This window comes from Streptomyces sp. (assembly GCF_019510245.1).
Classification (GTDB): Bacteria; Actinomycetota; Actinomycetes; order Streptomycetales; family Streptomycetaceae; genus Streptomyces.
Map to the genome: position 1 here is coordinate 78,083 of NZ_JAEKKT010000116.1, position 21,613 is coordinate 99,695.

The window sequence follows — 21,613 nt, forward strand, 5'->3', positions numbered from 1 at the left end:
TCAGGACGCCCAGATCCCGGTGATGTCGGACGAGGACGCCGCGTTGCCCGCGTGCGCGCTCAGGCCCTGGCCGTTCTCCAGGGTGCGCAGCAGGTCGTAGTGGTCGTACGTGGTGGACGAGGTCGAGCCCGCGGCGACCGGCTGGCCGTACAGGACCGTCGGGATGCGGTTGCCGGCCAGGCGGTTGTCCTCGTCCATGGTGACGACGAGGAGGCTGTTGTGGCTCTTCGCCCAGGTGGCGTACGCGCCCAGGTTGTTCTTCAGCCAGGTGTCACCGGTCGACACCGAGCAGTCGTGCATGTCGCTGCACAGGTTGGGGGTCACGAAGGACAGCTGGGGGAGGGTGGAGTAGTCGGTCGGGAACTGGGTGAACGTCTTCGCGGTCGAGGTCGGCACGTTGCTGAAGCCGAACCACGGGTTGTGCTTGCGCGCGTAGTTGCCGCTGCTGCACGTGGTGGAGCCCTGGCTGGGCAGGGTCTCGTTGTAGCTGGCCCAGGTGCGGCCGGCCGCGAGCTGCTCGGAGGCCAGGTTCGCCGCCGAGGAGAAGCCCGGGGTGTAGCAGCTGTCGTCGGTGATGCCCTGGGTGGAGCCGGAGAACAGGGCGAAGTAGTTGGGCTGGCTCGGGTGGGTCTCGGCGTACATCTGGGTCAGGCTGGCGCCGCCGGTGGCCAGCGAGTTGATGTACGGGGCGCTGGAGGAGCCGATGACCTGGCTGTAGGCGTGGTTCTCGAAGACCACGACGATCACGTGGTCCGGGGTCGGAACGGCACTCGCGGCGTGCGCGGACGTGCCGCCGAGCCCGGTCCACAGGCCGATGGCGGCCGCGGTGAAGGCGGTTGCCGAGGCCACCGCCGTGCGGGCGCGGCGCAGCATCGCCGAACGTGCGGAACTGCCGGACACATCAACCTCCGGGGGAGAGGACGGAGACGAAGGGCTGTGCGGACAGAGCATGTACACGCCAAGACTCCCACGGCTCACGGAATCCGACCCCGTGGGTGAAGAGCCGGTGAACGCCGGGTACTTGCGCTCCCATGGCACGCATCCTCGTGGGCACCTGCGGCTGGACCGACCGCGCCTTCGTGGCGAGCGGCTGGTACCCGCCCGGCCGCCGCGACCCGGAAGGCCGGCTGCGGCACTACGCCGGCCGGTTCCCCGTCGTCGAGGCCGACTCCCCTTACTACGCCCTCCCGTCCGCCCGCACCACCCGGCTCTGGGCGGACCGCACCCCGGCCGGCTTCCGTTTCGACGTCAAGGCGTTCTCCCTTCTCACCGGCCACCCCACCCGCCCGGCCGCCCTCCCCGCCGACCTGCGCGGCCGCCGCCGTGACGAAGGCCTGCTCGCGGAGGTCTGGGCCCGCTACGCCGAGGCCGTGGACCCCCTGCGGAACTCCGGCCGCCTGGGCACCCTCCTCTTCCAGTATCCGCCCTCCCTGACCCCCGGACCCGACGCGGAGGCCGTCGTCAGGGCCGCCAGGGAACGCGCCCGTGACTGGCCGTTCGCCGTGGAGTTCCGCCACCCCGCCTGGTGGCACGGCGAGCGTACGACGGCGTTCCTGCGGGACCTGGACGCCACCGCCGTGGCCGTGGACACGGCCCGGGGCCTGCCCGGCTCCCTCCCTCCGACGGCCCGGGTCACCACCCCGCGCCTGGCGGTCGTCCGCTTCCACGGACGCAGCCCCCACTGGGGCGCCGGCACCAAGGAGGACCGCTTCCGCCACACCTACACCGTCCCCGAGCTCACCGAGTGGCTGCCGCGCGTCCGCGCCCTGGCCGAGCAGGCCGAAGAGGTCCATGTCCTGTTCAACAACTGCTGCGCGGACAGCGCCGCGCAGGCGGCAGGGACGATGACGGACCTGCTCGCGGCCCGGCTGCCGCACCAGCGCCGCACCCCGGCCGCCGGGCAGCCGCCGTGTGTCCCGCCGACCGCGCGGCCGAAGCCGGGCGCGGCCGATCCGGTTAGGCTCGTCTGGCCAGCACCGTGATCCAGGGGAGGCCGCAGATGACGCCGGGGCGCAGGAGCAGTACCTTCACGCGGCTGCTGCGGCACGGCTTCACCGATGCCTCGGCCGCCGAGCGCCTGCTGGACAGCGTCGAACTGGCCGCCGTACGCGACGACCCGGTGCTCCTCGAAGCCCTGGGCGCCACCGCCGACCCGGACCTCGCCCTGCACGGCCTGGTACGGCTCCTGGAGACCCAGCCGGGAACCACCGCCCGCCGCGAGCTGCTCGACACCCTGATAGCGGCCAAGCCGCTCCGCGACCGTCTGCTGGGCGTCCTCGGCGCCTCCGCCGCCCTCGCCGACCACCTCGCCCGGCACCCGCGCGACTGGGAGGCCCTGGTCACCTACGAGCCCCGCGACCTGCACCCGGGCGTCGCCGAGTTCGAGCGCGGGCTCGCCGAGGCCGCCGACCCGGTCGCCCTGCGCGTCGCCTACCGGCGCTGTCTGCTGTCCATCGCCGCCCGGGACGTGTGCGGCACCACGGACGTCGCCCAGACCGCCGCCGAACTCGCCGACCTCGCCACCGCCACCCTGCGCGCCGCCCTCGCCCTCGCCGAGGCCGCCGCGCCCGAGGACGCCGCCGCCTGCCGGCTCGCGGTGATCGCCATGGGCAAGTGCGGCGGCCACGAGCTGAACTACGTCTCCGACGTCGACGTGATCTTCGTCGGCGAGGCGGCCGACGGGGCCGACGAGGCCAAGGCCCTGCGCTCCGCGACCAAGCTCGCCTCGCACATGATGCGGATCTGCTCCGAGACCACCGTGGAGGGGTCGATCTGGCCCGTCGACGCCAACCTCCGTCCCGAGGGCCGCAACGGCCCCCTCGTGCGCACCCTCAGCAGCCACCTCGCCTACTACCAGCGGTGGGCCAAGACCTGGGAGTTCCAGGCCCTGCTCAAGGCCCGCCCGGTCGCCGGCGACCCCGAGCTCGGGCAGGAGTACATCGCCGCCCTCGAGCCCATGGTCTGGAAGGCGGCCGAGCGCGACAACTTCGTCCCCGACGTGCAGAAGATGCGCCGGCGCGTGGTGGAGAACATCCCGGCCGCCGAGATCGACCGCGAGCTGAAGCTCGGCCCCGGAGGCCTCAGGGACGTCGAGTTCGCCGTCCAGCTCCTTCAGCTGGTGCACGGCCGCACCGACGCCACGCTGCGCTCCGGCACCACCCTCGACGCCCTCCAGGCCCTCGCCGCCGGCGGCTACGTGGGCCGCGCCGACGCCGTCCAGCTCGACGACGCCTACCGCTTCCTGCGCTCCATGGAGCACCGCATCCAGCTCTACCGGCTGCGCCGCACCCACCTGGTCCCCGAGGACGAGGCCGACCTGCGCCGCCTCGGCCGCTCGCTCGGCCTGCGCACCGACCCGGTGACCGAGCTGATCCGCGAGTGGAAGCAGCACACCGGCGTCGTTCGGCGCCTGCACGAGAAGCTCTTCTACCGCCCGCTGCTCGACGCCGTCGCCCAACTCGCCCCCGGCGAGACCCGGCTGAGCGCCGAGGCGGCCCGGGAACGCCTGGAGGCCCTCGGCTACGCCGACCCCGCCGCCGCCCTGCGCCACCTGGAGGCCCTCGCCTCCGGCGTCACCCGCAAGTCCGCCATCCAGCGCACCCTGCTGCCCGTCCTGCTCGGCTGGTTCGCCGACTCCGCCGACCCGGACGCGGGCCTGCTGAACTTCCGCAAGGTCTCCGACGCCCTCGGCAAGACCCCCTGGTACCTGCGGCTGCTCAGGGACGAGGGCGCCGCCGCCGAGAACCTCGCACGCGTGCTGTCCGCAGGCCGCCTCGCCCCGGACCTGCTGATGCGCGCCCCGGAGGCGGTGGCCCTGCTGGGCGACGGCGACGGGGGCGGCCTGGAGCCGCGCGGACGCGCCCAGCTGGAGCAGGAGATCCTCGCCGCCGTCGGCCGCGCCGACAACGCCGAGGACGGCGTACGGGCGGCCCGCGGCGTGCGCCGCCGCGAGCTGTTCCGGACAGCCGCCGACGACATCGTGGACTCCTACGGCACCGAGGCCAATCCCGTCGAGGCCGACCAGGGCGCCCTGGTCGACCGGGTCGGCGGCGCCGTCTCCGACCTGACGGCGGCGACCCTGGCGGGGACCCTGCGCGCGGTGGTCCGGGACGGCTGGGGGGACACCCTGCCGACCCGGTTCGTCGTGATCGGCATGGGCCGGTTCGGGGGGCACGAGCTGGGCTACGGCTCCGACGCCGACGTCGTCTTCGTGCACGAGCCGCGGGACGGCGTGGCCGAGCGCGAGGCCGCCGACGCGGCCAACAAGGTCGTCTCCGAGATGCGCCGGCTGCTCCAGATCCCCAGCGCCGACCCGCCGTTGCTCATCGACGCGGACCTGCGCCCCGAGGGCAAGTCCGGGCCGCTGGTGCGCACACTCAAGTCCTACGAGGCGTACTACCGCCGCTGGTCGCTGGTGTGGGAGTCGCAGGCCCTGCTGCGCGCCGAACCCGTCGCCGGGGACGAGGAGCTGGGGCGCCGGTTCATCGAGCTGGTCGACCCGCTGCGGTACCCGGCGCAGGGGCTCGGCGAGGACGCGGTGCGCGAGATCCGGCGGCTGAAGGCCCGGATGGAGTCCGAGCGGCTGCCGCGCGGCGCCGACCCGAAACTGCACACCAAGCTCGGGCCGGGCGGGCTCTCCGACGTGGAGTGGACCGTGCAGCTGCTCCAGCTGCGGCACGGGTGGGCCGAGCCGGGGCTGCGCACCACCCGGACCCGGCAGGCGCTGGCCGCGGCGTGTGCGGCGGGGCTGCTGGGCGCCGAGGAGGCCGCGACACTGGACGAGGCCTGGGTGCTGGCGACGCGGGTGCGCAACGCCGTGATGCTGGTGCGCGGGCGGGCGGGCGACACGTTCCCGACCGAGAGCCGGGAGCTGGCCGCCGTCGGGCGGTACCTGGGGTACGGGGACGGGCACGCCGGGGACATGCTCGACGCGTACCGGCGTACCACGCGCAGGGCCCGGGCGGTCGTGGAGGAGCTCTTCTACGGGGCCTGACGGGCCTTGGCGGCCGCATCGCCGGGGGCGGGCAGCCGGACGGTGACGAGGAGACCGCCGGCGGGGCGGGGCGCGAGGGCGAGGGTGCCGCCGTGCGCCCGGACGACGCTGTGCACGATGGCCAGCCCGAGGCCGACGCCCGCGTGCTCGCCGGTGCGGACGCGTTCCGTTCCGCGCTGGAAGGGTTCGGTGAGGGTCGGTACCAGTTCCGGCGGGAGCGGACGGCCCGTGTTCTCGACCCGCAGCACACTCGTGTCGTGCTGCCGTTCGGTGTGGACCGTCACGGTGCCGCCGACGGGGAGGTTGTGGACGACGGCGTTCTGGACGAGGTTCGTCACCATCCGCAGGATCAGCGGCTGGGAGCCGACGGCCTGGGCCGGCTCGCCGGTGACGTCGAGCGTGGTCCCGCGCCTCTCGGCGAGGGGAAGCAGCGTCTCGGCGGCTTCCTCTGCGACGAGGGAGAGGTCGACGGGCTCGCAGGTGAAGCTCCCGCCGTCGGCGCGGCTGAGCAGCAGGAGGGCCTCGGTGAGGTCGATCGCCCGCGTGTTGACGGTGCGCAGGCGTTCGATGAGTTCGCCCTGGTCCCGCGTGGGGTCGTTGCGGGCGGTGTCGAGGAGGGTGCGGGAGACGGCCAGCGGGGTGCGCAGCTCGTGGGAGGCGTTCGCGGCGAACCGCTGCTGTTCGGCGACGTGGGATTCCAGCCGTTCGAGCATGGTGTCGAACACGTCGGCGAGTTCCCGGAACTCGTTTCTGGGGCCCGTCATGCGGATCCGGTGGGAGAGCGATCCGTCCGAGGCCTTCCGCGCCGCGGACGCGATCCGGGTGAGGGGGGCGAGCATCCGGCCGGCGAGGATCCAGCCGCCGAGCAGGCCGAAGACGAGGAGGAAGGCCAGTGCCGTGGCCGCGGCGGGGGCGAAGCCGTTCAGGAGGTCGGAGCGCTTGGGCCCGGTGATGATCACGGCGCCGAACCTCTTCTGGATGGCCCTGGCGTCGTCGTTCGGCAGCCAGCGCAGCACGAACACCCACATCACGGCCAGCAGGAGAACGCCGGCGACGAGGAGGAAACCGGCGTAGCTGAGGGTGAGCTTCAGCCGGGCGCTGAGGTTCGGGCGTCTGTTCACGGTGCCCCCAGCGTAGGCAGTACGACGGGTCGCCGGCGTGGGCGAGGGCGGGAGCGCGGACGGGTCCCGGGGCGGGTGCGGACCGGCACGCGGCTCAGCCCGTCGGCGTCAGCGCGCGGTGCGGCCGGTCCGACGGCGCCGGTCCCGTCGTACGCCACCAGGGGCGCGACGCCAGCCCGGCCAGCAGGGCGCCGGTGGCGTTGACCAGGACGTCGTCCACGGAGGACACCCGGTCGAGACGCAGGACGTACTGCGCGGTCTCGACCAGGACCGAGCAGCCCGCCCCGAGCGCCAGGACCCGCGGGGCGGACGCCAGCGCCGCGAACCGTATCGGGGCGAAGAACCCCAGCGCCGCGAAGACCAGCAGGTTGCCGGCGATCCCGAGCGCCCCCATGGTGACCAGGTCCCGCAGCGGCACGAGGCTCACCCGGGCCGGGGCGGAGCCCGCCCCCTCGCCCGGCATCATGGTCAGCCACACGAACGGCACCGTCCCGTGCACCATGCCCACCTCGGCCAGCGACGTCCGCCACGCCGACGCGGCACCGGCGGCCCGCCGGCGGTGCGCCAGCGCCCATGCCACCAGCGCGGCCGCCGGCAGCGTGACCAGCGTCATGAGCACCACGCCGTTGAACGTGTCGAAGCAGCCGTGCCACTTGCCGGCCATGCACCTCGGGGCGGACATCATGAGCGGCCGCCGTACGGCGAACAGGGCGCCCGCCGTGCCGAGGAGCGCCAGGCAGGGCAGCGCGATCCGGCGCGCGCGGCGGAACGGTGCTGACGGGGTTGCGTTGTGGTTCACGCCCTCCATGGCACCCGGCGGGCCGTTGCCGCGGCGTATGCGTTTTTCGATACGCCCGCGATACACGGAACCTGCTAACGGCCCGGTCTGCGCGGGAGCAGGGTCCGGGCGTGGCTCATGAGGCCGGTCAGGCCCACCTCGAAGGCGCGGTCCGCCCCCACCGCCGCCAGGTGCGGGGTCGGTGTCTCCGTGGTCAGTTCCCACATCGTCTCCGGGGCCGCCAGGTCCAGCGCCGAACCCAGGACTCCACGGCGGTGTCCCAGGGGGCCAGGTCCAGGGTCGCGGGGTCGATCGCCGCCGCGACCCGCTCGCGCAGCAGTCTCGACGATGCCGTCGCGGCCGTCCACCTTGCTACCGGGCAGGGTGCCCGGTCCCTTCACAGACGGGGTGAATGTTCGTTCCCGCGTGGCGGGGTAGAGGTGGCCGGATCGTCGTCGGGGCGATTCGGCGTCCCGCCCGGCTCGGCGGCGCGTCGCACGATGGCGATCATCCAGGAGTTCAGGGAGCGGTCGTCAGCTGCTGCGGCGGCGACAGCCAGTCGCCCCCGGCGTACAGCCGGTGCCGGAGGGGTGACAGCGGCCACCAGCCGTTCGAGCGCCCGTGAACCTCAACCCGGTTGGGTTGGAATCCCCCTCTTTTGAGAGGGGGAGGATGTCAAATGGTGATACAGCGAGCCTGAGCCTGAGCTGAGCCTGGCCCGGGTGCCGAGCCGCTCGACGGGATCGGCACCCCGCGGGCTACCTGATCGCCGGCACATGGCGACCGGCGCGGACCTGTCCGGGGTTGGGGACATGGCCGACTGCGGGCGACGCTGGCTGCCGACCGCATCGACGGGTGGGTGATCGGGTTCGGAGCTGGAAGCGTCGGCCACTCTCCTTCCGCCGCAGTGTGCTGGAGACGGCGGTGGCGGACCAGCCGCCGCCCTCCCGATCATTCGGCCACAGCCCTCCCGCAGGGCTGCGCCTCAGATGTCTGCAGGGCTCTTCAGGAGAGACGTCCCCGCTGCGCGCCGCGGCAATGCGTGCGGCAGGGTGCCGTACCAGAGGCGGGCCACCGTGAAGCCGAAGGTCAGGCAGAGGGCGCCGCCCACCGCGTCGAGCCAGAAGTGGTTGGCGGTGGCGACGATGACGAGGAGGGTGGCCGCGGGGTAGAGGAGGCCGAGGAGCCGGACCCAGGGGACCGAGGCGAGCGCGAAGATCGTCAGGCCGCACCACAGGGACCAGCCGATGTGCATGGACGGCATCGCGGCGTACTGGTTGGACATGTGTTTGAGGTCGCCGGAGGCCATCGAGCCCCAGGTGTGGTGGACCATCACCGTGTCGACGAAGCGGCCCCCGCCCATCAGGCGGGGCGGGGCGAGCGGGAACAGGTAGTAGCCGAGGAGGGCCACCCCGGTGGTGGCGAAGAGAGCCAGGCGGGCCGCCGCGTAGCGGCCGGGGTGGCTGCGGTAGAGCCACACCAGTACGCCCAGCGTCACCACGAAGTGCAGCGTCGCGTAGTAGTAGTTCATGCCGATGATCAGCCAATCCACCGAGTTCACGGCGTGGTTGACCGACTCCTCGACGGCGATCCCCAGGTGCCGCTCGGCCGTCCAGATCCAGTCGGCGTTGCGCAGCGCCTGCGCCTTCTGCTCCGGGACCGCGTTGCGGATCAGCGAGTAGGTCCAGTAACTCACCGCGATCAGCAGGATCTCGAACCAGAGCCGCGGCCGCCGCGGAGTGCGCAGCCGCCGCAGGAACCCCTGCTCTCCTTCGCCCGTGACGGTCCGCGGAAGGGTCTGTGGTGCGCGACCTTCCGGCTCTGTCACGGTCGAGTCACTCATAGGCACAGAGTCTGCCAGAAAAGACGTTGTCGACAGATCATCCCAAGGTTGGGTTCAGGGTGCACGTTCTACGGCGGGGCGACTACTTCCCGGGTACTGCCGCCGTGGAACCGCGTACCACCAATTCCGGCATGAAAACGAACTCGCTGTGCGGGGCCGGGGTGCCGCCGATCTCCTCCAGCAGGGTCCGCACCGCGGCCTGGCCCATCGCCGGGACCGGCTTGCGGATGGTGGTGAGCGGGGGATCGGTGAACGCGATCAGGGGGGAGTCGTCGAAGCCCACCACGGAGATGTCCCGGGGGACGTCGAGGCCGCGCTGCCGTGCGGCCCGTATCGCGCCGAGCGCCATCATGTCGCTGGCGCACACGACCGCCGTGCAGTCCCGGTCGATGAGCGCCGCGGTGGCCGCCTGACCGCCCTCCAGGGTGTAGAGGGAGTGCTGGACGAACTCGGACTCGATCATGTCCGCCGGCAGGCCCAGCTGGTCCTGCATCGCCCGCACGAACCCCTCGATCTTGCGCTGCACGGGGACGAACCGCTTCGGGCCGAGGGCGAGGCCGACGCGGGTGTGGCCGAGGGAGACGAGGTGGGTGACGGCCAGGGTCATCGCCGCCCGGTCGTCGGGGGAGATGAACGGCGCCTGCACCTTCGGCGAGAAACCGTCGACCAGGACGTACGGCACGCCCTGCGCCCGCAGCCGCTCGTAGCGCTGCATGTCGGCCGTCGTGTCCGCGTGCAGCCCCGAGACGTAGATGATGCCCGCGACCCCGCGGTCCACCAGCATCTCGGTCAGCTCGTCCTCCGTGGACCCGCCCGGGGTCTGGGTGGCGAGCACGGGGGTGTAGCCCTGCCGGGTCAGCGCCTGCCCGATGACCTGCGCCAGGGCCGGGAATATCGGGTTCTCCAGCTCGGGCGTGATCAGGCCCACCAGGCCCTCGCTGCGCTGCCGCAGCCGTACCGGACGCTCGTAGCCGAGGACGTCCAGGGCGGCGAGCACGGACTGGCGGGTGGTGGCCGCGACGCCCGGCTTCCCGTTCAGGACCCGGCTCACCGTCGCCTCGCTCACCCCCGCCTGCGCTGCGATGTCGGCAAGCCGTGTGGTCACGGCACCGGACTGTACCGGCCGTATGTCCCCTTGCACACCGATCGGGCGCCTGATGCGGCCTGGGGGGCGGCCCGCGGTGGGCTGCTGCGTCATCGCACTCCCTACTGAGACATGATGGCAAGAGCTTGCAGAGTCTTGCACAAGTGGCCGCCTCGGCGCTCTACCGCCGTAAACAAGCGTCTCACAGCGGTCGCCGAGAGGTCACGCCCGGATAACTTCGGAGATCTCTTGCACATTTTTGCTGCAAGGTCTTTCGCAAGGCTTACATCGCTGTTACGTTCCCTGACGCCCGGCCGCCGCAGCAACGGCGCAGTCGGCACGACAGCGGGACGGCGGACGGGACCGCCCCCGCATCACTCGGGCTTAACCCTCAAGGAGAACTCATGCGGCGTGGCATAGCGGCCTCCGCGCTGGTGGCGTCCCTCGCCCTCACGGCGACGGCGTGCGGCGGGAGCGACAGCGACAGCAAGTCGGACGGCCCGGTCACCATCACCTGGTGGGACACCTCCAACGCCACCAACGAGTCGCCGACGTACAAGGCCTTGGTCAAGGAGTTCGAAGCCGCGAACAAGGACATCAAGGTCAACTACGTCGACGTCCAGTTCGACCAGGCGCAGAACAAGTTCGACACGGCCGCCCAGTCCGGCAAGGGCGCCCCCGACGTGCTGCGCTCCGAGGTCGGCTGGACCCCCGCCTTCGCCAAGGCCGGCTACTTCGTGCCGCTGGACGGCACCGCCGCCCTCGCCGACAAGGACAAGTTCCAGTCCAGCCTGATCACCCAGGCCCAGTACGAGGGCAAGACCTACGGCGTCCCGCTGGTCACCGACACCCTCGCGCTCGTCTACAACAAGGCGCTGCTCAAGAAGGCCGGCATCACCGCCGCCCCCACCAGCTGGGACGAGGTCAAGGCCGACGCCGCCAAGATCCAGGCCAAGACCGGGACCACCGGTTACTGGGGCCCCGAGGCCGCGTACTACACGCAGCCCTTCCTCTACGGCGAGGGCACCGACATGGTCGACGCCTCCGCCAAGAAGATCACCATCACCTCGGCGGCGGCCAAGAAGGGCTACCAGACCTGGCTGGACCTCTACTCCGGCAAGGGCCTGCACAAGGCGGACGTCACCGCCGACGCCTACGCCCACCGCCAGGACGCCTTCGTCAACGGCAAGGTCGCCATGACCATCGAGGGCCCCTGGGAGATCACCAACTTCTACAAGGGCTCCGCGTTCAGCGACAAGTCCAACCTCGGCATCGCCACCGTCCCGGCCGGCTCCACCGGCAAGGCGGGCGCCCCGACCGGCGGCCACAACCTGTCGATCTACGCCGGCTCGGACAAGGCCCACCAGGCCGCGGCCGAGAAGTTCGTCGCCTTCATGACCTCCGCGAAGACCCAGACGGAGATCGCCCTGAAGAACTCCACCCTGCCGACCCGCTCCGACGCCTACACCGCCCAGGTCAAGGCCGACCCGGGCATCGCCGGCTACCAGGCCGTCCTCTCCTCCGCCCAGCCGCGCCCGGCGCTCGCCGAGTACTCCTCCCTGTGGGGCCCGGTCGGCACCGAGCTGACCAAGATCGCCGGCGGCAAGGAGTCCCTGGACAAGGGCCTGAGCACCGCCGAACTCGGGATTGAGAAGCTCGTCCCCGACTTCAGCAAGTAAGCGGCGGGTGGCCGCCGGAGCGCCCCGTCCAGGGGGAGTGCTCCGGCGGCCACCGGCCTGTGCCCAGCCCGATCCCGCAAGAACCAGAAGGTGTCACCCATGACAGTCGCCATCGACCGCGCGACCGGCCAGCGCCACGGTGACCGCGCGCCCCGCCCCGGGCTGGGCCAGCGGCTGAAGAACAACTACCAGAAGTACTGGTACGCCTACGCGATGATCGCCCCCGTGGCCGTCGTCCTCGGGGCGCTCGTCATCTACCCGCTGGTGTACGGCTTCTACCTGACGCTGACGGACGCCAACAGCCTCAACACCGCCCGCACCATCGGCGTCAACCACATCGACGCCACCTACAAGTTCATCGGCCTGGACAACTACAAGGACATCCTGTTCGGGCCGACGTCCTACGACCGCTTCTGGTCCCACTTCCTCTGGACGGTCGTCTGGACCGCGCTCTGCGTCACCCTGCACTACACGATCGGCCTCGGCCTCGCCCTGCTGCTCAACGAGAAGTTCCGCGGCCGCACCATCTACCGCATGGTCCTGGTCCTGCCCTGGGCGGTCCCGACCTTCGTCACCGTCTTCGGCTGGCGGTTCATGCTCGCCGACGGCGGCATCATCAACAGCGCCCTGCACTTCCTCCATCTGCCGCAACCCGCCTGGCTGGAGGACACGTTCTGGCAGCGGGCCGCGGCGATCCTCGTCAACACCTGGTGCGGTGTGCCGTTCATGATGCTCTCGCTGCTCGGCGGCCTCCAGGCCATCGACGGCACGCTCTACGAGGCGGCCGAGATGGACGGCGCGAGCGCCTGGCAGCGCTTCCGGTACGTCACCCTGCCGGGCCTGAGGTCGGTCAGCTCCACCGTCGTCCTCCTCGGCATCATCTGGACGTTCAACCAGTTCGCCGTCATCTTCCTGCTCTTCGGCGACACCGCCCCCGACGCGCAGATCCTGGTCACCTGGGCGTACTACCTCGGCTTCGGACAGCAGCCGCGTGACTTCGCCCAGTCCGCCGCCTACGGCATGCTGCTGCTGGCCATCCTGATCGTCTTCACCTCCTTCTACCGACGCTGGCTCAACCGCAACGACCAGCAGCTCGCGATCTGAGGCAGGAGTTCCCATGAGTACGACCACTGTCCAGACCTCCGCCCAGGTCGCCGAGGAGGCCCCCGTGACCAGCAGCCCGCGCCGCGTCCGCGGCCGGGGCGAGCGCTCCCCGCTCGCCACCGCAGTCACCCACGGCATCCTGGGTGTCGCGAGCATCGTCGCGTTCTTCCCGGTCGGCTGGCTGATCTTCCTCTCCCTCGGCCCGGACAAGGACGACTACCTGCACCCCGGCGGCATCTGGCACAAGATGACGCTGGACAACTACTCGTTCGTCCTCCAGCACACCGGGTTCTGGGACTGGTTCCGGACGACGATGATCGTCGTCGGCGGTACCACCGTCATCGGCCTGATCCTCGCCGCCACCACCGGCTACGCGGTCTCCCGCATGCGCTTCCCCGGCTACCGCAAGTTCATGTGGCTGCTGCTGGTGACCCAGATGTTCCCGATCGCCGTGCTGATCGTGCCGATGTACCAGATCATGTCGCGCCTCGGCCTCATCGACAGCTACCTCGGCCTGATCCTCGTCTACTGCACCACGGTCGTGCCGTACACGGCCTGGCTGCTCAAGGGGTACTTCGACACGATCCCCTTCGAGATCGACGAGGCCGGCCGCGTGGACGGGCTCTCACCGTTCGGCACGTTCGGCCGGCTGATCCTGCCGCTCGCCAAGCCCGGCCTCGCGGTCGCCGCGTTCTACAACTTCCTCACCGCCTTCGGCGAGGTCGCGTTCGCGTCGACGTTCATGCTCAGCGACGACAAGTACACGTTCGCGGTGGGGCTGCAGAGCTTCATCAGTGAGCACGACGCGCAGCGCAACCTGATGACCGCGACGGCTGTGCTGATCGCGATACCGGTGGCGGTGTTCTTCTACCTCGTGCAGAAGAACCTGGTGACCGGGCTCACCGCCGGCGGTACCAAGGGGTGACCGTTGGCTGCTTGAAGGGCCGCCTCGGCCGTCGTTCGTCTGCGGCGCCGTCGTGGCCTCTCGCGCAGTTCCTCCCCCAGCCTTCGGCCGGGGGTACCCCCAGCGCCCCTTCAGGGGCGCTGCCCCTCGGGGCGTCGAAAACTCCCGTGCGCCCGAACGCGCGGGTTGGCGGTCGTGGTCTCCATCCGACCCCGCTGTGACCACGGCCGCCTCTACATCCACCCTCTGACCCGATGACCGTGTTACGACGCATCAAGGACGCCATGAGCCAGCAGCACTCCGCCGCCGACCCGGCCCCGACTACCGCCACCATCGCCCGTCGCCGCGACTGGTGGCGGGACGCGGTGATCTACCAGGTCTATCCGCGCAGCTTCGCCGACAGCAACGGCGACGGGATGGGTGATCTGGAAGGCGTGCGCTCCAGACTCCCGTACCTGCGTGACCTCGGTGTCGACGCCGTGTGGCTCAGCCCGTTCTACGCCTCCCCGCAGGCCGACGCCGGCTACGACGTCGCCGACTACCGGGCCGTGGACCCCATGTTCGGCAACCTGCTGGACGCGGACGCGCTGATCCGGGACGCCCATGGACTGGGGCTGCGGATCATCGTCGACCTGGTGCCCAACCACTCCTCGGACCAGCACGAGTGGTTCAAGCGGGCGCTGGCGGAGGGCCCCGGCTCGCCGTCGCGCGACCGGTACCACTTCCGGCCGGGCAAGGGCGAGAACGGCGAACTCCCGCCCAACGACTGGGAGTCCATCTTCGGCGGTCCGGCCTGGACCCGGGTGGCGGACGGCGAGTGGTACCTCCACCTCTTCGCCCCGGAGCAGCCCGACTTCAACTGGGAACACCCCGCCGTCGGCGACGAGTTCCGTTCCATCCTGCGGTTCTGGCTGGACATGGGCGTGGACGGCTTCCGCATCGACGTCGCCCACGGCCTGGTGAAGGCGGCGGGGCTGCCGGACATCGGCGGCGCCGAACAGCTGAAGCTGCTGGGCAACGATGTCATGCCGTTCTTCGACCAGGACGGCGTCCACGAGGTCTACCGGCAGTGGCGGCACGTGCTGGACGAGTACTCCCCCAGCCTTCGGCCGGGGGTACCCCCAGAGCGTATTTTTGTGGCCGAGGCGTGGACCCCGACCGTCGAGCGCACCGCGAACTACGTCCGCCCGGACGAGCTGCACCAGGCGTTCAACTTCCAGTACCTGAGCACGGAGTGGGACGCCGCCGAACTCCGCAAGGTCATCGACCGCACCCTGGAGGCGATGCGCCCGGTCGGCGCCCCCGCCACCTGGGTGCTGTCCAACCACGACGTCACCCGGCACGCCACCCGCTTCGCCAACCCGCCCGGCCTCGGCACCCAGATCCGCACGGCCGGCGACCGGGAACTGGGTCTGCGCAGGGCGCGGGCGGCCACCCTCCTCATGCTCGCGCTGCCCGGCTCGGCCTACGTCTACCAGGGCGAGGAGCTGGGCCTCCCGGACGTCGTGGACCTGCCCGACGAGGTCCGCCAGGACCCCGCGTACTTCCGGGGCGAGGGGCAGGACGGCTTCCGGGACGGCTGCCGGGTGCCGATCCCGTGGGAGCGGGAGGGCTCGTCGTACGGCTTCGGGCCCGGGGGCAGTTGGCTGCCGCAGCCCGCGAACTGGGGCGAGCTGAGCGTGGCGGCGCAGACCGGGGTGGCCGGCTCCACCCTGGAGCTCTACCGCAGCGCGCTGCGCGTCCGGCGTGAGCAGGCCGACCTCGGCGCGGGCGACGCGGTGGAGTGGCTGCGCGCCCCGGAGGGCGTACTCGCCTTCCGCCGCGGGGAGTTCGTGTGCGTCGCGAACACGAGCGGGGAGTCGGTGACGACTCCGGCGTACGGCAGGGTGCTGCTCGCCAGCGGTGAACTGACCGAGGCGGACGGCGAGGCGAAGCTGCCGGCCGACACCACCGTGTGGTGGACCACCGCCTGACCTCCGCCCGACACCGCCTGACGGGGCGTCACTCGGTAACTTCTTGCAGCAACTTCACAGGGCCCGCTACCCATCCGGGGAGCGGGCCCTTAACATCTGCGCAACCGCAAGGTTTCAGCAAGGTTTCTGCAAGAGCCTTCAATGGTGAAGGAACCCCACATGGCACGTAAGACCCTCTCCGCCGCACTGGCGCTGGCCGCCTGTAGCGTTGTCATGACCCCGTCCGTCGCGTCGGCCTCCCCGCCCGGCACCAAGGACGTCACCGCCGTCCTCTTCGAGTGGAACTACGGCTCGGTCGCCAAGGAGTGCACCAGCACCCTCGGCCCCGCGGGCTACGGATACGTCCAGGTCTCCCCGCCCGCCGAGCACATACAGGGCTCGCAGTGGTGGACGTCGTACCAGCCGGTGTCGTACAAGATCGCGGGCCGGCTCGGCGACCGCACCTCCTTCCAGAACATGGTGAACACCTGCCACGCGGCGGGCGTGAAGGTGGTCGTCGACACCGTCATCAACCACATGTCCGCGGGCAGCGGCACCGGCACCGGCGGCTCGTCGTACACGAAGTACAACTACCCCGGCCTGTACTCCTCGTACGACTTCGACGACTGCACCTCCCCTGTCTCCGACTACGCCGACCGCTGGAACGTCCAGCACTGCGAACTCGTCGGCCTCGCCGACCTGGACACCGGCGAGGAGTACGTCCGCAAGACCATCGCCGGCTACCTGAACGACCTGCTCGGCCTCGGCGTCGACGGCTTCCGCATCGACGCGGCCAAGCACATCCCGGCCGAGGACCTCGCCAACATCAAGACCCGGCTGACCAACCCCTCCGTGTACTGGAAACAGGAGGTCATCTACGGCGCGGGCGAGGCCGTCCAGCCCACCGAGTACACCGGCAACGGGGACGTCCAGGAGTTCCGCTACGCCTACGACCTCAAGCGCGTCTTCAACGACGAGAACCTCGCCTACCTGAAGAACTACGGCGAGGGCTGGGGGTACATGAGCAGCTCGGTCGCCGGGGTCTTCGTCGACAACCACGACACCGAGCGCAACGGCTCCACGCTGAACTACAAGGACGGCGCCAACTACACCCTGGCCAACGTCTTCATGCTCGCCTACCCCTACGGCGCCCCGGACATCAACTCCGGCTACGAGTGGTCGGACGCGGACGCCGGACCGCCCGACAACGGGGTGGTGAACGCCTGCTGGCAGGACGGCTGGAAGTGCCAGCACGCCTGGCCGGAGATCATCCGCATGGTCGCCTTCCGCAACGCGGTGCGCGGCACGGCGGTCACGAACTGGTGGGACGACGGCGCCGACGCGATCGCCTTCGGCCGGGGCGCCAAGGGCTACGTCGCCATCAACCACGAGCCCGGCTCGCTGACCCGGACCTACCAGACGTCGCTGCCGGCCGGGACGTACTGCAACGTGCAGGCGAACACGTCGGTGACGGTCAATGCGAGCGGCCAGTTCACCGCCACCCTGGCCTCGAACACCGCCCTCGCGATCTACGCCGGGAAGTCCACCTGCTGAGGATCCATCCGCTGCGTCCCGATCACCGACAGCAGCCGCAGCGCCTCCTCGGACCGTGACCCCGGGGTGGCGGTGTAGATCACGACCTGCTGGTCCCGGTCGGTGACGTCCAGGGCGTCGCAGTTGACGGTGACCGGGCCCACCACCGGGTGCCGGAACGTCTTGACCAGGGTCGGCTCGGCGGACACGTCGTGCAACTCCCACAGCCGCCCGAACTCCTCGCTCCCGGCGAGGAGTTCGGCCACCAGGCCGGTCACCTCCGGCGAGTCGGGGTACCGGCCGGCCACGGCCCGCAGCCGCTGCGCCGAGAGCCGGGCGAAGGCGTCCACGTCCGACACCCCGTACAGCCTGCTGCCCGCCGGGCGCGGGGTCAGGAAGGCACGGCGCATCAGGTTGCGGTCGCGCGGGAGCAGCGCGGAGAAGTCCTCCATGAGGGCGGCCGCCAGATCGTTCCAGGCCAGCACCTCGAAGGTCGCGGAGATCACGAACGCGGCGGCCTGCGGCATCCTGCGCAACAGGTCGAGCAGACTCTGCCGCACCTCACGCGGGGGCCCGGGCGGCGGCCCCGGGGGCGCCCCCGCCAGGTGGTGCAGATGGGTGCGCTCGGCATCGGACAGCCGCAGCGCCCGCGTCAGCCCGCCCAGCACCTCACGCGACGGCCGCGGCCCCCGGGCCTGCTCAAGACGCGTGTAGTACTCCGTCGAGATGAACGCCAGCTGCGCCACCTCCTCGCGCCGCAGCCCGGGAGTACGGCGCCGCGGGCCCCGGGGCAGCCCCACCTCGGCGGGGGAGATCCGCTCACGCCGGCTGCGCAGGAAAGCGGCGAGTTCTTGCCTGTCCACGCGTCCAGTGTCACCCGTCCGCCCGCCCTCATCCAGGTACCGCCGGTGCCTGGCTGCGCCCCGCGCCCGGATGCAGGCTCGACGCCATGGACAACACAGTGAACACCGGCCTCCTGGCCGGCAAGGTCGCCTTCATCAGCGGAGCCGGGCGCGGGATCGGCGCGGCGGCGGCCCGGCTCTTCGCCCGCGAGGGCGCCCGGGTGCTGCTCGCGGCCCGCACGGAGGACCAGCTCAAGACGGTGGCCGAGGAGATCCGCGCGGCCGGCGGCACCGCCGACCACATGGTCTGCGACCTGGCGGACGCGGCGAGCGTCCGCGCCGCCGTCGACCGTACCGTGGAGGTCTACGGCCGCCTCGACCTCGCCTTCAACAACGGCGCGATCGGCCAGCACCACCCCGGCCCCCTGGACGAACTCCCGGAGGCCGAGTTCGACCACCTCACCGCGGTCAACCTCAAGGGCGTCTGGCTGGCCATGACCGCCGAGGTCGCCGCCATCCGCGCCACCGCGGGCACCGGCGCCATCGTCAACAACTCCTCCATCGGCAGTCTGCGCGCCAACCCCGTCCTGCCGGTCTACGGCGCCCTGAAGCGCGCCGTCAACAGCCTCACCGAGTCGGCCGCCGTCACGTACGGCCCCGAGGGCATCCGCGTCAACGCCGTCGCCCCCGGCGGCACGCTCACCGAGATGATCCGCGACTGGGAGGCGGCCACCCCCGGCGTCATCGACCACATAGAGTCCGTGTCGCCCCTGCGCCGCATGGCCGCCCCGGAGGAAATCGCCGAAGCCGCCGCGTGGCTCCTGAGCGACCGGGCCTCCTTCGTGTCGGGCGCGATTCTGCAGGTGGACGGCGGGGCCGGGGCGTAGGCGCCGCCGTCCATGGCGCGGGACGTCAGTCCGTGACGTCGATGTGCCTGGCCAGCGCGGTGACGGAGAGGTCGCCGTGGTCGACCCACTGGGGGAACGCCAGCGTCTTGTGCTTGGTCGAGGCGGGCGGGGTGATCTCCAGGTAGGAGGCGTGCACCGCGCCCGAGGTGCCGGTGTTGGCGTGGGTCCAGGCGACGACGGCCTCGGCGCTCTGGCCGTCCTTGAGGACCAGGGTCTTCTTGCCCGGGTCCTTGGCGTACCAGGTGTTGCCCCAGTGCGTGTGGGTCGTGATCGCCTTGTGCGCGGAGTTCTCCAGGCCCAGGCCCGGGTAGCCGCGCAGCGCACAGGTCTTCCCGCTGAGGTTGCGCAGCCTGATGACCACACCCTGGTGGTTCATGCCGCCGGCGAGCCCTTGGCCGAAGGTGGCCTTGAGCGCGGCGGCGGAGCAGGTGGGGGTGGCCCCGGCGGTGCTCGGGCCCGCGGCCTCGGCGGTACCGGCCCAGGCGAGCCCCAGGCCGGCGACGGCCGCCGCGGCCAGCACCGTACGGCCGAGCCTGCGGCCGGTGCGGTGCCGGGTGGTGGTGGACAGGTCGGTGGTGTTCCGGTGTGCGTTCACGGTGACAGTGCTCCACTCGCGCTCCGAGGCGCGGGCCGCGGCGTGCGGCCCGCGCCGGCTTCGTGTGCCGTACACAAGGTCAGATGCGCGGTGCTCCGGAATTGTTCACGGGAGGCGGCAGGAAATTTCCGTACCCGTCCGCCCCCGCTCGGCTACTTCCAGGTGTCGCTCGTCGTGTAGCCGGCCGAGGTGCCCGTCGTGTACGACCGGTTCGTGCCCGACTCCCAGGTCACGTTCCCGGAGCCGTCCTTCTTGATGTACTTGTACGTGAAGGCCGTGCTCTTCGGGACGATCACCAGCTTGCTCCACGTCGGGTACGACTCCGAGGACAGCGGGATCGCGTCGCTGGTGTTCCAGGAACCGAGGGAGGCGAGGGAGCCGACGACGTAGACGTTGGTGCCGTAGTCGGTCGTGGCGTACTCGTTGAAGGTGACGTAGGTGGCGTCGGCGTTCGCCACGTTCCAGGAGTTGTCGAGGGAGACCGCCGATGCGGTGGTCGTGGCCGATCTGTTGGCGTTGGACTCCCAGGTGACATTGCCTGAGCTGTCCTTCTTTATGTATTTGTACGTGAAGGACGTGTTGATCGGCACGCTCGCCGTGCCCGACCAGATCGGGTATCCGGAGGACGAGAGCCGGATCGCCTTCGAGGTGTCCCAGCCGCCCAGGGCGTCGATGGAGCCGACGACGTAGACGTTGGTGCCGGTGGTGGTGGGCGCGTACTCGTTGAAGGTCGCGGTCACCGTGGAGGTGGAGCCGCCGCTGCCGCTGTCGTCGCAGCCGACCGTGCAGGTGTAGGAGGAGTTGTAGAAGGCGACGGCGTCCTTCGCGGGGATCGTGATGCTCGCGTTGCCGCCGGAGACGGTGACCGTGCTGGCGCCGCCGTCGATGACGTCGGAGTACGTGCCGTCGGCCATGCCCGTCGCGAAGGTGTAGGTGGCCGACGACGAGCCGTTGTTGACGGCGAAGAAACCGGCGCCGCTGCGGCCGAAGCCGATGACGTTCGACGACATGGTCTGCCAGTTGGAGACGGCCGCGCCGCCGGCCGCGTTGTGCCAGGCGACCATGCCGACGACCGCGGTGTCGCGGTCGAGGCAGTTCCAGCCGCTGGAGCAGTCCGTGTCGGTGACGAAGCCCGCGGAGTTCGGCGGTGCCTGGTCGCTCTGGGTCCACTGCCAGCTGGAGTAGATGGTCGGCGTCGACCACTTGTAGGCGAGCTCGAAGAGGTTGGCGAGCCTGTAGCTGTCGCCGTCCTTGTAGCTCATGTGCAGACCGTTGCGCTCGGTGTCGTGGTTGGTCACGAAGGACACCGAGTTGGCGGCGGGCAGGATGCCGCTGCTGGAGAGGGAGGAGAGGTTGCTGACGTTGCCCTCGAACGCCGACTTCATCTGACTGGCGTAGGTGAAGTCCAGGACGTCACCGGAGCCGTAGTAGTCACTGGGCTGCGGGGTCGAGCCCGGGTAGACCTCGTCGAAGACGTACGGCGCCGCGCCGGAGGCCGTGGTGTTCAGTTTGGCGACGATGGCCGCCATGTCGGTGGCCGGGATGTGCTTGGCCGAGTCGACGCGGAAGCCGTCGACGCCCAGCGCGATCTGCTTGTTGAGGAAGGCCGCGAGGCCCGAACGGACGTTGTCGGCGCTGGTCTTGAGGTCGGGCAGGCCCAGCAGTTCGCAGTTCTGGACCTGGGTGAGGTTGGAGTAGTCCTGGATGGTCAGGTCGGAGGTGGGGCAGTCGGCGGAGGTGTGGTAGTCGCTCGGGTCCCAGTCCGGGGTGTCGTACTTGCTGGTGATGGTGGTGCCGTCGTAGCCGGTGCCGGTCTGGGCGGCGGTGTGGTTGATCACCGCGTCGGTGTAGACCTTCACGCCCGCGGTGTGGCAGGCGGTGACCATCGCGGCGAACTGCGTCGCCGTGCCGAAGCGGCTGTTCAGGGTGTACGAGTAGGGCTGGTAGACGTCCCACCAGTAGTAGCTGGACTGCTTGAGGGACTCGGAGGGCGGGGCGACCTGCACCGCGCCGTACCCGGCCGGTCCGAGCACGTTCGTGCACTCGGACGCGATCGAGTTCCAGTTCCATTCCCAGAGGTTGGCGATCACGTCGCCCTTGGCGGTGGTGTCGGCGTGTGCGGGGGAGGCGGGGAGGGCGATCAGGCCCGCGAGCGCCAGGGCGCCCGCGGCTACTGCGCCGGCCGTGCGCCGGAAGACACCCGGGGGGCGGTGTCTGGTGGTCATGTGCGGCTCCGAAACGAGATCCGAGACGAACGGGACAGGTTTCAACAACCCG

At 70.9% G+C, this 21,613-nt stretch carries 16 protein-coding genes and 1 pseudogene; 8 read left to right on the forward strand and 9 right to left on the reverse strand.

Annotation, left to right across the window (positions count from 1 at the left end; translation table 11 throughout):
• Positions 1-873, reverse strand: coding sequence for an alkaline phosphatase family protein (locus JF597_RS08260; protein ID WP_293991237.1), 873 nt, complete (start codon positions 871-873; stop codon positions 1-3).
• 158 nt (positions 874-1,031) lie between these two features.
• On the opposite strand from JF597_RS08260, the gene JF597_RS08265 reads away from it, so the two are divergent.
• On the forward strand, positions 1,032-1,982 hold the full coding sequence (locus JF597_RS08265) for a DUF72 domain-containing protein (RefSeq protein ID WP_293991144.1): 951 nt from the start codon (positions 1,032-1,034) through the stop codon (positions 1,980-1,982).
• A 17-nt stretch (positions 1,983-1,999) separates the two neighbouring features.
• The gene (locus tag JF597_RS08270) at positions 2,000-4,993 is read left to right on the forward strand and encodes a bifunctional [glutamine synthetase] adenylyltransferase/[glutamine synthetase]-adenylyl-L-tyrosine phosphorylase (protein WP_293991146.1); all 2,994 of its coding nucleotides are present in this window, start codon (positions 2,000-2,002) and stop codon (positions 4,991-4,993) included.
• On the opposite strand, the gene JF597_RS08275 is transcribed toward JF597_RS08270, so the two are convergent.
• The 5 genes and pseudogenes from JF597_RS08275 to JF597_RS08295 all read right to left on the reverse strand — a co-directional run bounded on the left by JF597_RS08275 (position 4,981) and on the right by JF597_RS08295 (position 9,840).
• A complete protein-coding gene (locus tag JF597_RS08275; protein WP_293991148.1) occupies positions 4,981-6,114 on the reverse strand; it encodes a HAMP domain-containing sensor histidine kinase in 1,134 nt (377 codons plus the stop codon). The genes JF597_RS08270 and JF597_RS08275 overlap by 13 nt on opposite strands.
• Before the next feature lie 94 nt (positions 6,115-6,208).
• The gene (locus tag JF597_RS08280) at positions 6,209-6,913 is read right to left on the reverse strand and encodes a VanZ family protein (protein ID WP_293991150.1); all 705 of its coding nucleotides are present in this window, start codon (positions 6,911-6,913) and stop codon (positions 6,209-6,211) included.
• Between the two features lie 74 nt (positions 6,914-6,987).
• Positions 6,988-7,260 (reverse strand): annotated as a pseudogene (locus tag JF597_RS08285) (hypothetical protein); the annotation flags it as partial.
• Positions 7,261-7,877: 617 nt separating this feature from the next.
• Entirely contained in the window at positions 7,878-8,735 is an 858-nt protein-coding gene (locus JF597_RS08290) for a phosphatase PAP2 family protein (protein ID WP_293991152.1), read from the reverse strand.
• A gap of 82 nt (positions 8,736-8,817) precedes the next feature.
• A complete protein-coding gene (locus tag JF597_RS08295) occupies positions 8,818-9,840 on the reverse strand; it encodes a LacI family DNA-binding transcriptional regulator (RefSeq protein WP_293991154.1) in 1,023 nt (340 codons plus the stop codon).
• A gap of 383 nt (positions 9,841-10,223) precedes the next feature.
• Between JF597_RS08295 and JF597_RS08300 the strand changes: the two genes are divergently transcribed.
• From JF597_RS08300 to JF597_RS08320, 5 genes are all read left to right on the forward strand, one after another.
• Positions 10,224-11,498 (forward strand): extracellular solute-binding protein, encoded by a 1,275-nt coding sequence (locus JF597_RS08300; RefSeq protein ID WP_293991156.1) that lies wholly within the window; start codon positions 10,224-10,226, stop codon positions 11,496-11,498.
• A gap of 99 nt (positions 11,499-11,597) precedes the next feature.
• Positions 11,598-12,602: a carbohydrate ABC transporter permease gene (locus JF597_RS08305; RefSeq protein ID WP_293991158.1), complete on the forward strand. Its 1,005-nt coding sequence runs from the start codon at positions 11,598-11,600 to the stop codon at positions 12,600-12,602.
• Positions 12,603-12,615: 13 nt separating this feature from the next.
• Entirely contained in the window at positions 12,616-13,527 is a 912-nt protein-coding gene (locus JF597_RS08310; RefSeq protein ID WP_293991160.1) for a carbohydrate ABC transporter permease, read from the forward strand.
• 263 nt (positions 13,528-13,790) lie between these two features.
• Positions 13,791-15,479, forward strand: a complete 1,689-nt coding sequence (locus JF597_RS08315; RefSeq protein ID WP_293991240.1) for a glycoside hydrolase family 13 protein — start codon at positions 13,791-13,793, stop codon at positions 15,477-15,479.
• A gap of 159 nt (positions 15,480-15,638) precedes the next feature.
• A complete protein-coding gene (locus JF597_RS08320; RefSeq protein WP_293991162.1) occupies positions 15,639-17,012 on the forward strand; it encodes an alpha-amylase family protein in 1,374 nt (457 codons plus the stop codon).
• Here the strand turns inward: JF597_RS08320 and JF597_RS08325 are convergent.
• Positions 16,988-17,854 carry a helix-turn-helix transcriptional regulator gene (locus tag JF597_RS08325; protein ID WP_293991164.1) on the reverse strand — a complete coding sequence of 289 codons (867 nt, stop codon included), beginning with the start codon at positions 17,852-17,854 and terminating at the stop codon, positions 16,988-16,990. The two genes, JF597_RS08320 and JF597_RS08325, sit on opposite strands and share 25 nt — an antisense overlap.
• A gap of 86 nt (positions 17,855-17,940) precedes the next feature.
• Between JF597_RS08325 and JF597_RS08330 the strand changes: the two genes are divergently transcribed.
• Positions 17,941-18,720 (forward strand): glucose 1-dehydrogenase, encoded by a 780-nt coding sequence (locus tag JF597_RS08330; RefSeq protein WP_293991166.1) that lies wholly within the window; start codon positions 17,941-17,943, stop codon positions 18,718-18,720.
• A gap of 25 nt (positions 18,721-18,745) precedes the next feature.
• Here JF597_RS08330 and JF597_RS08335 read toward each other — a convergent pair whose 3' ends face one another.
• Positions 18,746-19,336, reverse strand: a complete 591-nt coding sequence (locus tag JF597_RS08335) for a DUF4232 domain-containing protein (protein ID WP_293991167.1) — start codon at positions 19,334-19,336, stop codon at positions 18,746-18,748.
• A 152-nt stretch (positions 19,337-19,488) separates the two neighbouring features.
• On the reverse strand, positions 19,489-21,561 hold the full coding sequence (locus tag JF597_RS08340; protein WP_293991169.1) for a carbohydrate-binding module family 20 domain-containing protein: 2,073 nt from the start codon (positions 21,559-21,561) through the stop codon (positions 19,489-19,491).
• Between the last annotated feature and the right edge of the window lie 52 nt (positions 21,562-21,613).